General features: G+C 28.8%; 11 protein-coding genes and 1 tRNA gene. 1 reads left to right on the plus strand and 11 read right to left on the minus strand.

Features of this window, described 5'->3' with window-relative positions; translation table 11 throughout:
- Positions 1-75: 75 nt before the first annotated feature.
- The 11 genes from QMG30_RS13820 to QMG30_RS13870 form a co-directional block, all read right to left on the minus strand.
- The gene (locus QMG30_RS13820) at positions 76-2,526 is read right to left on the minus strand and encodes a WG repeat-containing protein (protein ID WP_281816299.1); all 2,451 of its coding nucleotides are present in this window, start codon (positions 2,524-2,526) and stop codon (positions 76-78) included.
- A gap of 453 nt (positions 2,527-2,979) precedes the next feature.
- A complete protein-coding gene (locus tag QMG30_RS13825) occupies positions 2,980-3,396 on the minus strand; it encodes a PaaI family thioesterase (protein WP_281816301.1) in 417 nt (138 codons plus the stop codon).
- A 264-nt stretch (positions 3,397-3,660) separates the two neighbouring features.
- A tRNA-Arg gene (locus QMG30_RS13830) sits at positions 3,661-3,734 on the minus strand.
- Positions 3,735-3,966: 232 nt separating this feature from the next.
- Positions 3,967-4,509, minus strand: coding sequence for a hypothetical protein (locus QMG30_RS13835; RefSeq protein ID WP_281816302.1), 543 nt, complete (start codon positions 4,507-4,509; stop codon positions 3,967-3,969).
- A gap of 62 nt (positions 4,510-4,571) precedes the next feature.
- On the minus strand, positions 4,572-5,468 hold the full coding sequence (locus tag QMG30_RS13840; protein WP_281816303.1) for a hypothetical protein: 897 nt from the start codon (positions 5,466-5,468) through the stop codon (positions 4,572-4,574).
- Between the two features lie 473 nt (positions 5,469-5,941).
- Positions 5,942-6,595 (minus strand): beta-phosphoglucomutase, encoded by a 654-nt coding sequence (pgmB, locus tag QMG30_RS13845; RefSeq protein WP_281816304.1) that lies wholly within the window; start codon positions 6,593-6,595, stop codon positions 5,942-5,944.
- Between the two features lie 84 nt (positions 6,596-6,679).
- A complete protein-coding gene (locus tag QMG30_RS13850; RefSeq protein ID WP_281816305.1) occupies positions 6,680-7,513 on the minus strand; it encodes a carbohydrate ABC transporter permease in 834 nt (277 codons plus the stop codon).
- A 12-nt stretch (positions 7,514-7,525) separates the two neighbouring features.
- Positions 7,526-8,419 carry a carbohydrate ABC transporter permease gene (locus QMG30_RS13855; RefSeq protein WP_281816306.1) on the minus strand — a complete coding sequence of 298 codons (894 nt, stop codon included), beginning with the start codon at positions 8,417-8,419 and terminating at the stop codon, positions 7,526-7,528.
- 32 nt (positions 8,420-8,451) lie between these two features.
- Positions 8,452-9,720: an extracellular solute-binding protein gene (locus QMG30_RS13860; RefSeq protein WP_281816307.1), complete on the minus strand. Its 1,269-nt coding sequence runs from the start codon at positions 9,718-9,720 to the stop codon at positions 8,452-8,454.
- A gap of 12 nt (positions 9,721-9,732) precedes the next feature.
- Positions 9,733-12,066 carry a glycoside hydrolase family 65 protein gene (locus QMG30_RS13865; RefSeq protein ID WP_281816309.1) on the minus strand — a complete coding sequence of 778 codons (2,334 nt, stop codon included), beginning with the start codon at positions 12,064-12,066 and terminating at the stop codon, positions 9,733-9,735.
- A gap of 124 nt (positions 12,067-12,190) precedes the next feature.
- Positions 12,191-13,201, minus strand: a complete 1,011-nt coding sequence (locus QMG30_RS13870) for a LacI family DNA-binding transcriptional regulator (protein WP_281816311.1) — start codon at positions 13,199-13,201, stop codon at positions 12,191-12,193.
- 568 nt (positions 13,202-13,769) lie between these two features.
- Here QMG30_RS13870 and QMG30_RS13875 point away from each other — a divergent pair.
- Positions 13,770-16,286 carry a M28 family metallopeptidase gene (locus tag QMG30_RS13875; RefSeq protein WP_281816313.1) on the plus strand — a complete coding sequence of 839 codons (2,517 nt, stop codon included), beginning with the start codon at positions 13,770-13,772 and terminating at the stop codon, positions 16,284-16,286.
- The last annotated feature ends 250 nt before the right edge of the window (positions 16,287-16,536 follow it).

Consider the following 16,536-nt stretch of genomic DNA (forward strand, 5'->3'; position numbering starts at 1 on the left):
ACACTACTTAGAATATTAATTATTTTAAGATTTTTCAAGTGTATCCTAATTTTGATTTTATCCCTTACTTATTAATCATAATTTTATTATTCCTTTTTCTCTAAGAATATCATACAATGTTTTTTCGGTATTTTTAATTTTAGTAAAAAGAGTATTATATGATGCTTTCACAATTTCAGCTCTTTTAAACTCTTTTTGATAAAAATCGTAATCTTCATTCGAAATTATATCAATATATACAGCGTATTCTATAGAGTTGTTCCATTTAAAGTCTCCATCTTTATCACTATAATTCAATGCTCGTAGTAAAAAAGTAAAATAACTCTTAGCATCAATAATTGAATTACTTCCAAAAGTTGTTTCACTGACCCCATTGGTATATCCTTTTGAATAAGCATAAGCCACATACCTGTCAGCCCATTTTGGAACATCTGTAAATGGATGTTCTTCTAGAGATTCTAATGCTTCTTTTTCTTCTCCAATTAATCTTAGAAACATAACAAGTCCCTCAACCCTTGTTCCACTTTTATCCAACTCATAACCTTTTGCAGTCCCATTAAACAAACCAAAATTATTAAGTAAGTCTGCATACATATTATAAGGGACTTTATTATAAAATGGTTTTTCATCTGTAGGTAAAATATTATGTATGATTTCGTAATTACTAGTAACACTTTTACTTTCCTTCATACCTTTTTTAACAGCATAAGCAGTAATATTAGCCTTTTGATTAAGAACAATAGGACCAAGATATGGCCTATATTTCCACCCATATACATCATCAAAAGATATATAATTCTTATTGTATTTTATAGAATAATAAATCTGCGCTCCTTCTGTATCACATGATAAAGTTATAGTCTTGGTACCATCATATTTACCTTCTTTTAGACTCATATGAACATCTTTAACCTGTTCTGATGGATTATCAACATAACCAAATTTTGAACCATCAGTAGATACTCTAGCATAACCTTCTTTATAAGGACGTAATATTGCAAAATCTTCTGGGAAAATTTCATTCCCATTAATATCTATTATTTCACCTCGTCCATCATACACAACCATAGCTAAACCACCTTGAAAATCACGTGCTTGACTATATATACATGGAATAACTTCGTCCCCATTTATATCTACAAATCCATATTTACCATCCTTGAGAACCTTTCCATAACCTTCATGAAAATCATAAACCTCATCATAAATTAATTCTGTAATCTTGTTTCCTTTCTCATCAACATATCCCCATCTACCTCCTTTATAACTATAAACACTACCATATCCTCCTATTGAAACAGGAACTGTACCTTTTATTTTTCCCTTGTATAAATAAGAAGAAAATTCACCTACATGATCATATATCAGTGGTACAACCTCTTTTCCAGATAAGTCTATAAATCCAAACTTACCACAACAATAATTAGTTTTTCCGCTACCACCATTTCCACCTATAGCAACTTTTGCAAATCCATTATAAAATAATTCAGCATAATCATACGTAATAGGTGTGACATTTTTTCCTTCAGTATTAATAAATCCAAATTTCTTGTTACTAGTATTAATCCTATCATTTAAATAAGGATCGTCAATAAAATAAGACTCTTGTCCTCCTTTTCCAACTAATACAATATTTTCATATGAACCTCCTAAATAATCTAGAGAGTCATACTCACAAGGTATCACTTCATTACCTTTTTTATCTATTAATCCATACTTCTTATTTTTTTTAACATAGGTAAAACCATCATTAAATAGCCACATATAATCATAAATAAAAGGAACAATTATTTCACCTTTAGAATTAATAAATCCTCGTTTCCCATTTTTCTTTGCCGAAGCTAATCCTTCATAAAAGGTACCAATACTGCTATATTCGCCAAAGGGTATAACAACATTCCCTTCTGTATCTATAACTGCATACTGATTGTCTTTTGTCACACTTGTTAGTCCTTCGTTATAATCGTTTATGTAATCATAGAGCCCTTCAGGCACTATTATATTACCATGCTTATCATAAACAGTATATTGAGTATTTTCATCTTCATCTGTATCATATGCTACTACTAATCCATCATGAAAGCTTTGAAAATCTTCATATATAGATGGTATTATTTTCTTTCCGTATTTATCCATCAAACCTTTTTTATTATCTCTATCAAAACCAAAATAAGCATCTTCTAAACCATAAATAAATCCAGATAAAATTTGATAACATGTATCAATATCAGAAGGAGTATACTCCACCCCATTTTTATCAATAATAATACGTTTTCCATCTTTTACTACTAGAGCTCTTCCTTTTCTAAAGGGGGTTGTTATATCATAACAAAAGGGTATTTTTAAATTACCTTCTGTATCAATATATCCCCATTTTGAATTGTTTGATACTTCAGCCAAACCTTCAGAAAAACTACCAGTACCACTATAATCTGCATCAATAGCTAGATATGAACTACTTGCATTAACATTAATACTTGTACTTACCAACAATACTGTAAAAAGTAAAATTTTTAATCTTCTCATTTTTAATACCTCTCTTGTCACTTTATTATTTACAATATAATAAAACAATTAGTTGCTTTTAAAAATCAATACTTCTATAAAAGTGTACCATAATTTCCCTAAAAAACAACCTATTATATTGTCTTTACTTGGAACTTGAATTATTTTATTTAATGCTTACAAAATAAGCACCTATAGGTACTTGACTAATCGTAACAAATAATATTTTATGATTTTAAGGTATTTTTTTAATGAAATTTAGTTTTTAATAATCCTAATTTTAAGAACTTCAACACTACCTTTGATTCTTATTGAATCGTTAGTGTTTTTTTGTTGTGTAAGATTTGATTTTGAAAAGCATATTCTCTCTCAAGCAGGAGTTAAAGATTAAAACCGTACCGATTCATCTCCCTCCTACTAACTAAAACAATCAAAAATAAATAATTTAGAATCTCTAAATTTATCCTTATTTTTTTACATCATTTTCTTTAATTTTTTACCTAAATTGAAATATGAAAAACTTCCTTTTGCCAATACTTCATTTGCATCATTCATTATCTCAACATCATAAACACATATTTTCTTACCCTGTTTGACTTCTCTTGCTTCAGCAATTAACTTGCTAGTTTTCAATGCAGGTGATAGATAATTGATCGAACCAGTTATAGTCGTCATATAATCTCCATGAGATGAAGCTGCCGCTCCAGCAACAGTATCTGCAAGCGTAAAAATACAGCCACCATGTACTGATCCTATATAGTTTCTATGTTTATCAACTAATTCGATCTCCGCTTTCGCATAACCTTCAGATATTTCAGTTGTATAAATACCATTTTCTTTCGCAAAATTATTTTCTTCATTTCTAACATTAATTAATTCTTCATAATTCATATGTCAATCTCCTTGTCTACAAAGCACGCTATCATTTTATAGGTTGATACTATCTAAATCATTAGGAATGTAAAGATTACCTTCTTAATACAAATTCCCCTTTCTCGTCTTAATTGAGAATAGCCAAATGTCACTTTATTTATTCATACAAAAAACAAGCCCTTGAGAAACTAGAGTTCTAATTCTTCATATACTTATACACCATCTTGTGCATATTATAAATTATAACTCATTTTACTATTTCTCAAACCCTTGTATATTCAGCGTTCCCGGCGGGATTCGAACCCACGGCCTACCGCTTAGGAGGCGGTCGCTCTATCCTACTGAGCTACGGAAACATTTAAGATAATATTATAACCTATTAAACATTATCTTATGTACATAATAGTCTGCAACATATATTTTATCATGTTTTAACTGTAAGTCAAGAAAAATTCTTATATTTATATTATATTAAATCAAAATATATAAAGATCACCTTATGGTAATAAATACCACTTAGTTTACATAGCTAAATTAGATTTCACACAATTTATGTTAATTACAGGAAATAAAGGGTATGAAATAAATTCAAAATTTTTTAACGTAATTATGCAGATAAACATATTTGTAATCAACATAAAACCCTTCTTCTATATCTTTATAATTTTCTGGCTTAATATCAAATGCAAAATTCGAATTACCAATACCATACGATACATCTATTTTCTTTTTATTTTTATTAGTAAGTATGAGCATAGGAGATGTGACAGTTGCATTGTTATCTTCATGTAAAATTGCACTATAAATAAACTGTCCTCCATTATAATTCATATTCTGCTTAATTTTAAATTCAAAAAATAATTTATTACTTTTAGTAACATTTAATACTATTGTTGATTCGTATAATTCTAATAATACCTTACCTTTTATTTCTTCATCAGAATTGAGTGGAATCCACTCAGGTTTAATGAATAATTCAATAGGTATTTCTTGTACTTGTGTTATTTTATATCTTTTTCCTTTTTTGACATTGTTAAGAATACCATCATTAGAATAATTATTGCATATATACCCATATAAAATAATTATAAATAATAAAAACAAAACCACTAATAATATTTTTTTTTTCAATAAAATCACCTTGTTTAGAAAAAATTCCAACTTCATCTAGTTGGAATTTTTTAAATTTATTTTTAATTATGTGCTCTTGTTTGAGAAAATTCTTTTATGCAATGATCCTCATCGGATATATTAAAATTAACACCAAAATTTTTTCCACTAACTCCAAAAGAAATACCATTTATTTTAGAACTTTTGAATGTATGTGCATAAAATCCTTTTATATTACATGAAATATTCCCAAATTCCTTTGAATATTCTGCTTGCATTGCCCATCTATAACCAATACAACTATCTCTATAATCGTCATATGCGTCTTGAAAAGCTATTGCTATACCACCTAAATCATCACTTGACACTATATTGTTTATCTTATTATCATGGCTTAGTCCATCTTGATCTCCTCTAATCAAATAGGAATCTTGGATATATACACCTGTTGTATCTCCTTTTACATTTGATAATGCTATTCCTGCAACGTCTAAATTACCAATTTCATACTTATATCTACCTGAAGAAATACTCCACGTTCTATCTTTTTTAAAAGCATATTCACTATTCCAATATCCTCCTGCATTCACATACCATATATCATCATATGAGTTGTAACTAATCATTGGTTTACTTACTTCTATATCATTAAGAGTACTATTTAATATAAGCTTTTCAGGCTTTTCATCAACAAGTACATAGATTCCATATTCCTTAACTTTACTAGCTATATATTCCTGACTATATCCTCTCATATAAAGTTCAGTTAATAGCTTTTTACCTTCATCTAATAGATCGTGAGACATATTTAAGTTTTTAGTTTCTTGTTTAGCGAATTTAATCAATTCTTGTTTAGCTATTATTTCATCTTTACCCCTTAATTCAGTATTTTCATTTGTTTTAGCAAAAACTCCCGTTGATGTAACTCCAATCATTAGTATTAGAGCTAGTACTATAAATTTAGTGAATACTTTTTTCATAAAAATCCCTCCAAAGTAATATTTAATGTTGTACAACATTAAATATTATAACTCTTTAAAACATAAAATGCAACTATGTATTATATTTTTGTTATTCTTTTTCTATCTTTATATATTTTTTTAACATTACCTCTCAATTTCTATCACATGTTATATTTAATCTCAATATTAAATTATATTTTTTTTAGTTACAATAAGTTCTTTATTTTCAACAAAATTAACATTATATATTATAGATTTCTATCAATTTTTGCTATTTAATGATAGAAAGGTTTTAAATATAGATAACGTTCAACTAGTACTTACCTACAGATACCAAAAATATTTAGATATATGAGCTCTAAAGTAAAAAGATTATTTAAAAAATAAGAAATATCTCCAACCACTTTATAAAATGGCTGGAGATATGTAGGATTTTTATTGTACTATCTTAAAAAAGTAATACAATAATAGAGTATACTTAATTAAGATTATTAATTCATAAGTTCTTCTAAATCAATATCTTTTGTATGCTTATAAACAATATCCGCTTGATTAAGAACGGTACTATCACCTATCCCAACAGCAAACATCCCTGCTGACTTAATTGCTTCAATCCCTGCTTCAGCATCTTCAATACCAACACATTCTGATATATCAACACCTAATTTTTCAGCGGCATTGAGGAAAATATCTGGTGCTGGTTTTCCTCTCTTAACTTCAGCTGGATTGACTATATAATCTATATAATCTTTAATGCCTAATAAATCTACTAAAGTAGGTGCATTTTTAGAAGCACTACCTATAGCGATTTTAATATCTCTTTTCTTAAGCTCTATAAATAGATCTTTAACTCCTTCGAACAAATCATCTTCAGTACACTTAAGAATCATCTCTCTATAGTTATCATTTTTTCTAGTTGCGAATTCTAGTTTTTCCTCATCTGTAAAATCATTCTCTCTATGAGCATTTTTAAGTATTCTTTCAAGAGATTCCATTCTTGAAACACCTTTTAGTTTTTCGTTGAATTTTCTATCTATCTCTATATTTATTTCTTTAGCAAGCTTTTTCCATGCTTGATAATGTTGTTCACTTGTTTCAGTTATTACACCATCCATGTCAAATATAAACAATTTGTATTTATTCATTGTACCGACCACCTTTACGTAAATTATCTAATGTATAAAAAGTATACACTATATATTATTAACATTCAATATTTAATATATATATTATTTTTCTCCATCCATTCTTATACCTTGCATAAAATACTTATTCAGAAAAATGTATATTATAAGAATCGGTAATAAGGAAATAAGGCTTGCAGCCATAACTTCATCCCATTGTGTTATTCCTGAATATCTACTCATCATTGATTGTATCCCTACCGTTAGAGTATACTTTGATGGATCTGATAAATATAATTTAGGCTTAAGGAATTCATTCCAGAATCCCAAATAAATAAATACGGCCTGTGTTGCAATAGCAGGCTTAGCAAGAGGCATGGACACCCTTAAGAATGTGCCCAATCTGCCTAAGCCATCAATATTTGCTGCTTCCTCTATATCCTTTGGGAAATTGATATAGAACTGTCTCATCATTATTATGTATGTAGCATTAACCGCTGCTGGTAATATAATAGCATTATACGAATTAAGAAGTCCTAATGACTTTACTATAAGATAATTAGGTATAAGGAGAACCTGTCCAGGAACCATAATTGATATTAATACTCCATAATATATAACATTTTTCCCTTTAAAGTCCAACCTTGCCAAGGAATATCCTGCCATAGAATTTAAAAATACATTAATAAATGTTCCTAATGTACATATGTAAAATGAATTAAATATCCAACGTAAAAAATTAGGATCAATCATAAAAAGTTTCTTGAAAGCATGTACTGTCGGTTGTTTTGGTATAAGGTTAAGTCCACCACCTGTTATTTCTTTATAAGATTTAAAGGATGCTGAGACAGTCCATGAAAATGGAAACAGTGTAACTAATCCATAAATAATTAAAATTGCATACAGCAACCATTTTAATTTCTTGCTTTTCTTGTTCATATTTCTCAGCTCCTAATATAAGCTATCTGACTTATTTAATTTTTGTGCTATGAATGAAACTATAAATACTACTATTGATAACATAATCGACATAGCAGTAGCAAATCCCATTGTATTATTCTGTCCGAATGCATTCCTATAAATTAGTAATGCAACTGTTAATGTTGAATTCTCTGGCCCTCCTGAACCTCCTGAGAATATGTAAGCTTGGTCAAACATCTGAAAAGTACCTATGATACCCATAAGGAGTACAAAAGTAGTTATAGGCTTAAGCTGGGGCACTGTAACATGAATGAATTTCTGAAATCCATTAGCTCCATCAACACTTGAAGCCTCATATATACTTTTTGGTACTTCCTGTAAACCAGCTAAATAGATTGTCATATAAAACGGTACTGTTGACCATATATTCATAGACATAATTACTTTTAATGCAAATTTAGGATTATTTAAAAAATTAATAGATTCACTTAACAAATTCATGTTAACAGCTAATTTGTTAACTGGACCGTCCAAGCTAAATAAAAACATGAATATCATAGTAAGTGCAGCACTTGATGTAAGGGTTGGTAAAAAATAAATTGTCCTAAAACCAATTTTACCCCTTATATTAGTATTTAATACAGCTGCCATTATAAGAGCAATAATTGTCTGAATAGGAACAACAACTACTACAAATGATAAAATATTTATGAAAGCTATCCTTGTCTTAGTATCAGTAAAAATTCTTTTATAATTATCAAGCCCAATAAATTCATAATATCCTGTAAAAAGATTAACTTTATGAAATGAAATATATAATGCAAATATAATAGATGACATTATAAATATACCAATAACAATAATTGCAGGTGATAAAAATGCTATCCCTTGAATAGCTTCATGTTTCTTTCTTTTATTTTTCATATAATCACCCATCCTTTACATCGTTTTATTATCTAATTTGCTTCTATTGTTCTATTGGCTTCTTCTTCTGATTTTTTTAGAGCATCTTCTAATGTACGTTCACCACTTACAACAGAAGGTATATAATTCTTGTATTCGTTATTGATTGTATCCATAGTTGTTCCTTTTTGCCATACAGTAGCATAAACAGCTCCTTTTATATGAGGCATTTTAAGTAGATCTTCAGCCACTTTCGTAGATTCAGTCACATCTGTACGAGATGGTAATACTCCTGCACCAGCGCTCCAAGTTGCCATTCCTTCTACACCAGTTGCATAATGAATAAATTCTTTTGCTGCATCTACTTGTTTTGTTGACACATTAATAGCATAACCTACTGTAAATGTCATAGTTCCTCTATTCCCTTTGAAAGTAGGAATTTCAATTACTCCAAAATCAACATCTGGGAAATTCTGTTGTAAATGACCTAAAACCCAATTCCCTTCAATCATTATTGCTGTCTTTTCATTACCGAAAGCGTCTCCATTCCATCCTTGTCCTATATCAGCTGGAGTTTTAATCTTACCTTCTTTGGCAGATGTATAAAGGGGTTCCAAATTCTCTACTACCTTGCTATCACCTAAATTAGAATAAATGTCATCTTTTATCACAGATGCTCCATCTGTTTCAGCATAAAATAAATTTCTAGCGAGATCTTGATTATAAGTCATAGCTATAACATCTTCTGGTAATTTATCATTTAAATTTGTTAAGAAATCGCCATTCCATAACTCTTCCAATGTATCTGGTATATCATCTTCATTGACCCATTTTTTATTATAATATAAAGCAAGTGTTGAATAATCTTTACTGATAGCATAATATTTACCATCACTCAAAAACGCATTCTTTAATGGTTCATAAAATTTGTCTAATTCAAATTCTTGCTCATCAAGTGGCATTAAAACGCCCTGAGAAATATAGAATGGTGCCATATATGCATCTATGTAAACTACATCAGGTGCTGTTTTACCAATAAGTTCAGCCTGAAACTCAGTATTATAGTCTGTATAGATTCTTTCTTCCACTTCTATACCTGTTTTTTCAGTAAAATCTTTTACAACTTGATTGAAAGCAGCAGTTTCAGCATCATTACCGCCCCATCTTCCAACTACAATTTTTTTACCCTTCATATCTTCCTTAGAATTTTCTTTTGTAGTACTATCCTCAGTTACTGAATTATCCTTAGAATCTCCTTTACATCCAGCTAATAGACCAAATGATAGTAGAACTGTTAATAATATAGATAAAAACTTCTTCATTATGTATCCTCCTTAGTTTATATTTAAACATATTTTATTTTTTAAAATATGCTCCTTACCTTTATTGATAAACACTATTTGTTTATTATCTTTTGAAAGATTCTCAATTTCCAATTTATATTTTGTCACTGTTATCATTAATCTATCTTGATGCCAGTATATTGGGAATTTTACTTCTGACCAATTATCTGGTAGATTAGGTTCAATTCTTAGATTACCACCTAACATTCTTACTCCACCAAAACCATTAACTACACATTGCCATATTCCTCCGATAGATGCAGCATGTATACCATGATCACTTGTTGTCATATTTTCTCCTAAATCAATTCTACTTGCACAGCTAAAAAGATTATAAGCTTTATGATTATCACCTAAATCATTAGCAAGGACACAATGTGTAGACAGACTAAGAGAAGAGTCATGTAGTGTTTTTGGTTCATAGTAATTATAATTAGCTGTTTTTATTTCTTTACCAAAGAGATCTTCCAGCAAATAGAATAATGCCATGATATCAGCTTGCTTAGAAACCTGTATTTGATTAACCTGTTCTAGATTATAATCTCTAAAAATTTCACCAACATTTTTTTGATTTTTGTATTTAGTTAAATCTATAATCTTTTTTTTCAAATATTCATCATCTTGAGGAATGATCAAATCCTTATTAGGTTTTGGCAGATATATTTTATCCACTTTGTTTTTCCACAATCTATAGACTTTATCTAATTTCAATTTCTCATTAAGTCTATTATATATAGATGGACTATCTTCCTTTAACTTATCATAATAATAAATTGCAGTCTTAATATTCCAATAAGCCATATAATTAGTAAAAGCATTATTATTTACATGTTCTTTATATTCATCAGGACCTATGACATCCTTGATATTATATTCTTTTGTTTGTTCATTATACTCTAGTCTGCTACTCCAAAATTTAGCAGTATCCATAAATAACTCATACCCATATCTATTCATAAAATCATCGTCGTCCGTTATTTGATAATATTGCCAAGTTGCAAAAGCAACATCTGCACTTATATGCTGTTCAATAAATCCAGACCATATTTTAGTGGATTTCCCTGTAATTATATCTGCTCCTCCCCAGACAGGTGTAACTTCACCATCTTCAAGCCAAGCTGATTCCCAAGGAAACATTGCACCTTCATAACCATTTGCCTTTGCTTTCTTATGAGCTCCTGGTAGAGTGTTATATCTATATTCTAATAACGATCTTGCTATTTTAGGATTTGAATATATAAAATAAGGTAAAATGAATACTTCTGTATCCCAGAAAGTATGACCTTTATAACCTTCACCTGTAAGACCTTTTGCTGCAATACTCATTCTATTATCATGTGCAGGTGTCATTATCACAAGATGGTATATAGCAAATCTTATTGCCAGCTGGTCAAAATCGTCTTGACTTTTAATGATAATATCATTCTTATCCCATATAGCTTTCCATCCATTCATACTTGTTTCTATTAAACTATCATATCCTTTAGTATAAGATTCTTTTATTTTTTCATAAGAAACTTTCTTTAATCCATCTATATCTAAGCCTTCGTTTTCTTTATCCCTTGAAGTATAGATATTAGATATTTTTTCAATACATAGCTTATCATCTTTTTTTACACTTAGATTATAATCTTTTCCTATCTTTCTCCTATCCATATAAACATGTGATACTGGTTCATACTCCTTGCCGCTTATACTAAATTTGTGAACTGTATTTACAGCAAAATCAATTTTTGATTGGGTAGTGGTTTCCATCATTTGTAAAAACTTATTATCATATAACCTTTTCTCACCTTCTGCAAAATGTTGTACACCGAAATTAGTTACTTGACCATTAATACCTGATTGTATATTAATTTCAACATCCTTTATTTCGGGTATTATAGTAATCTTTTGACCAATAACATGCTTATCTATTATAGAGACAAACCTGTTGAAAACCATTTGTATTCTATTACCATTAATACACTCATATGTAAATTTTCTTGTCAATTCACCTGTTCTCAAATTAAGAGTTCTCTCATAATCAATTATTTTGCTCTCAGTGAGATTAAGCTTTTCATTATCAATATAAATAATCATTCCTGTTACATCTGCAACATTAGGAAGTTCTGTTACTTCATTATCATGAAATTTATTAAAAGTACCAGAAACAAATGTATCCCTTACTTCGCCAACATATCTCTCCTCCATTGAAGATCTGATACCCATATACCCATTTCCTAGAGCCATGATTGTTTCACATTTTCCTAAGTATCTAGCATCAAATTTATCCTCTGCTACTATGAAATTCTTAAAATCATTATATCCTTTATTATATATCAACTATATAGTCCTCCTCTAAATAACATCTTAACATCTATCCGAAACGTTTTGGATAGATATTAAAAAAAATATATTGTACATATTAAACAAATAATAGTTTATCCGAAACGTTTTGGTAAGGATATTATAACATACTTACACTCTCTCTTTCAAGTAATTTATGTTGTAAAATATAATTTTTTTCATAAGCTTCCTTTTTTATCATTTTTAATAACTGCTTAGCAGCTTTTTCCCCCATTACATAAAAATCTTGATCTACAGTGGTAAGTGGTGGCGTCATATATTCTGATAAAGGTATATTATCGAATCCTATAATTGAAATGTCTTCTGGTATACGAAGATTTAATTTATTAATAGCTTTTATTGTTCCTAATGCCATCATATCACTAGCACAGAATAGAGCTGTAATTTCAGGATGGTTACTTAATAATTTTATTGTCTCTTCATAAGCTTTATCTTCCATATAATCTGCATATACAATATACTCACTTTTTAATTCAATATTACTTTTTGTCATAGCTTCTACATATCCCTTATATCTTTCAATGGAAACTTGTGCTTCTCTACGTCCATTAATCATAGCTATATTTTTATGATTATGTTTTAATAAACATTCTGTTGCTTCTATAGCAGCTTCATAGTTATTTATAGAAATACTACTGACATTCTTACCTTGAGCCAATATATCTATTAGTACACATGGAAAATCACTTTGTAATAATTCTTTGAAATAGGGATCATCTATTTTTATTCCATTCAATACAGCCCCCCCTATATTATGTTCTTTACAGAATTGAACATATGTCTTGTCTCTTTGATGAGCTGAATCTGTAGTATATAATACTACTTCATAATTGACTGACTCTGCATAACTATACATACCACTTAGTAATCTATAGATGATATTATCTTTTCCACCTTTTTTTTCTAGACCAGATAGAATAATAGCTAATGTATTATTTTTTTGCTTAACTAAGTTTTGTGCTGACCTGTTAGGTACATATCCTATTTCGTTAGCAATATCTATAATTTTCTTCTTAGTAGCTTCACTCACATCATAATAATTATTTAATGCTCTAGAAACAGTTGTTATGGAAACTTCTGCTTTTTTTGCAATATCTTTAATTGTTACCAATTTATATCAACTCCAAGTTTTAATATTATAATTTATTAAATTCTATCATAAATATATATGATTGTACTAGCTAAAAATCTAACAATATTTATTCCATTTTAATTTAGAATATTAATTACAGGTTACATATTAATATTATGAAGAAAAATTTCTTTTATATTGTTTGATAATTTTCTAATGTTTTAATTATACTTATTATAATTATAGTATTACAAATTTTAATTAAAGTTTTTATAAAAATATATATTATTTTGTAGATTTTTATGATATAATAGTATTTACAACAAATTAATAAATTTATACTATCAAAAACTTGCAGTAATTCATTAAAAATATAGGGTGGTATACCCTATATTTTTTCTACATAAAATATATCTTAAAGCATTTTAATTACCCTACTTAAGCTTAAAATTATACTTATAACCTTATTATAGTTAACTTAGTTATACTGATGAATTAACTGGCTATAAACATACTTACACACTTTTATAGCTTGACTCATACTTATCATTCAACTAGTTTTTCTACACTTTATAAAATAATTTTAAAAAAAGTAGGAGGAAATTCAATGAAGAAAAATTTAAGAATCCCATCAAAAATTATGATTATTGTTTTATTGGCTTATTTTATAATACCTACATTGCAACCATTAGCAGCTGATTCACATGGATATGGTAAAAATACCATAAGAGAAACTATAGAAACTATCGCTTCTGAAGATTACATGGGTAGACTTGTTGGTACTGAAGGTAATGAAAAGACTATTGAATATATAACCGATTTCTACGAAAATATAGGTCTAGAAAAATATGATGATGATTATTACTATGAAAATACAATAACAATTCATCCTCCTAAAGATCAGATACATCATTTAGAAATTTTTTTCAAAGATGGAACAAGTAAAATATATAAATATGGTAAAGACTATATAGATTCTCCAATGCCAGATGAAACTAATATAAGCGCTGAAATAACTTTTGACATTAATGATAAAGATGTTAAAAATAAAATTCTTGTTTTAGACAAAAGAGTGAAAAGACCTGAAAATAAAGCTTGCTTTATAAAAGTTGATACATTAAGTATGACATTAGCCTGTTTCCCAACACCATCACCCAATATCAAGATAACTGACAACCTCTATACAGATCTTAAAACCAAAGAAATTGATTATGTAAAACTTCATACTTTATATGTCCCTACCGAATCAAAAGTAAAAAGTGTTATAGGCAAAATTTCTGGAACTGATTCATCAAAAGCATTAGTATTATCTGCGCATCTAGACCATGTAGGATGGGCTGGTGATACTATATTCTGCGGGGCTGTGGATAATGCTTCAGGTATATCATCAATCCTCGAATTAGCGAGGAAACTAAAATATCGCTCAGAACATAAACCTTTTGATATGGATATAATCATAGCTGCTTTTAATGCAGAAGAATATGGCCTCAAATGCAGTAGTTCCTTCGCTCCTGTTATAGCAGAGCAATATGATGACATATATAACATTAACATTGATACTATTGGAAAAATTGATGGTGGTGAACTTACTTTAAACAGTTTGGATACTGAACAATATGTCAATAAAAATTTAAACTCATCCTTATTAGACTGTTTCCATAATCACGGTATACCATTACTTACTGAATTCTATGGCGGAAGTGATCATGTTGATTTTTTACTTAATAAAATACCAGCCGTAACTCTTGGACAAGTAGACGTTCTAGGGGAAAATAACACTACCCCTATCCACACCAAATATGATACTATCGAATATATAGATTTTGATGAAATAAAGGATATAACTAATACTCTATTTGACTTCATAATCAACAATGATGGCGTTACGTTTAAACCTGAAACCACTTTCAAGACTACTATGGAAACTATTGCTTCACCTGAATTTATGGGAAGAATGGCTGGGACTGAAGGTAATGATAAGACAGTCGAATACATTAATAACTTCTACAAAAATATAGGTTTAGATACATATGATGAAGATTATTATCATGAAACTACCCAAACAATATTTGACCCCAATGAACAAACAACTAATCTAAAAGTAACATTTAAAGATGGTACCTGTAAAACATATAAATATGGTGAAGATTATATAGATTCCCCATCTATTGTACCTACCAACATCAATTCATCAATTACTTTTGATAAAAATGATTCTGACATTGATAATAAAATACTAGTTTTAAATGAAAATGATACCTATGATACAACAGATTGTACCTCAAAAGCAATTTTTAAAGAAGTTGCTACCATGTTTAGGATTACGAACTTATCTACGAAACCAAAAAATAATATCCAAATATCCAGAACTCTATACGAAGACCTACATACAAAAGATGTGGCTAATGTTAAATTACAATTAGCTTATGTACCTAAAGAAACCACATTAAAAAGTGTAGTTGGTAAAATAAAAGGTATCGATTCAAGCAAAGCTGTAGTAATATCCGCACATTTAGATCATGTTGGCTGGGCAGGAGATACTATATTCTGTGGAGCCGCTGATAATGCTTCAGGAATATCAACTATCTTAGAATTATCAAAAAGGCTCAAAGAACGTTCCATAGATCAACCATTTGAAACTGATATTATTATAACCGCATTCAATGGCGAAGAAGCCTTTTTATCCTGTAGTGAAGAATTTGTATTAGATATGGAGAAAAAATACGAAGAATTCTATGACATCAACATTGATACTATAGGTAAAAGTGATGGTGGTATAATCTGTATAAATGGATTAATAGGAGATTCAAATAATATAAACGCAACACTAAGAGAAGCTTTATTAGATTGCTTCAGCTTTAATCGTGTAGATGTATTAGATGAAACTTACGGATTAAGCGATCATATGTTTTTCAATAAATATAATTTCTCTGGAATTACTCTAGGGCAAAAAGATGTATTTGGCGAAAATGGTACCACTAAAATTCATACTAAAGAAGATACTATAGATATAATAGATTATCTCCAAATAGAACAAGTAACTGATATCCTATATGATTTCATAATAACCAATGATGGCATTATATACAAATCTTCTTTAAAAGATATGAGAGAATCCGCTTAATACTATAATAACAAAGTATTCTTTATATGATTGAATCAAATTAAAAAAAGGAAATAGATTCTATAAAGTAATCTATCTCCTTTCTTTTTATGTGTGTATAGAAATATTTATTGTTTACTGTATATAAAAAACTACCAATTTTTATAAGATTAAGAAATACAGCCTAAAATACTTTTAACAATAGCCTATTTTTGTTATAATAATAGATAACGTAAAATTAATTTATATTAGACAGTCTATTTAAAGTAGG

This window comes from Vallitalea longa (assembly GCF_027923465.1).
GTDB lineage: Bacteria > Bacillota > Clostridia > Lachnospirales > Vallitaleaceae > Vallitalea > Vallitalea longa.